Here is a 226-nt window from a genome sequence, read left to right on the forward strand (position 1 = left end):
TAGTAGTTGGAGGAGGCTCAACGGCCAGGAATTATCAAATTGCTCTAAAACAAGCCATTTCAGCTAAAAATGAAGATTTGGATTGGATTGGTATTGAGTCTACTTGGTTAAATGCCGCTTTTGTACGCTTGCTTTTTAAGGAATTGTCGTACAATATGATAGTTTCTGACCCGACACAAAAAATAGTAACGAATAAGCCCATTATAGTGGCCGGAGGTTGGAAACC

1 pseudogene is annotated in these 226 nt (G+C 39.4%); it reads left to right on the plus strand.

From position 1 onward, the window contains the following. Positions 1-226: pseudogene (locus A2255_10495) on the plus strand (hypothetical protein).

This window comes from Candidatus Melainabacteria bacterium RIFOXYA2_FULL_32_9, from assembly GCA_001784615.1.
Taxonomy (GTDB): Bacteria; Cyanobacteriota; Vampirovibrionia; order Gastranaerophilales; family UBA9579; genus UBA9579.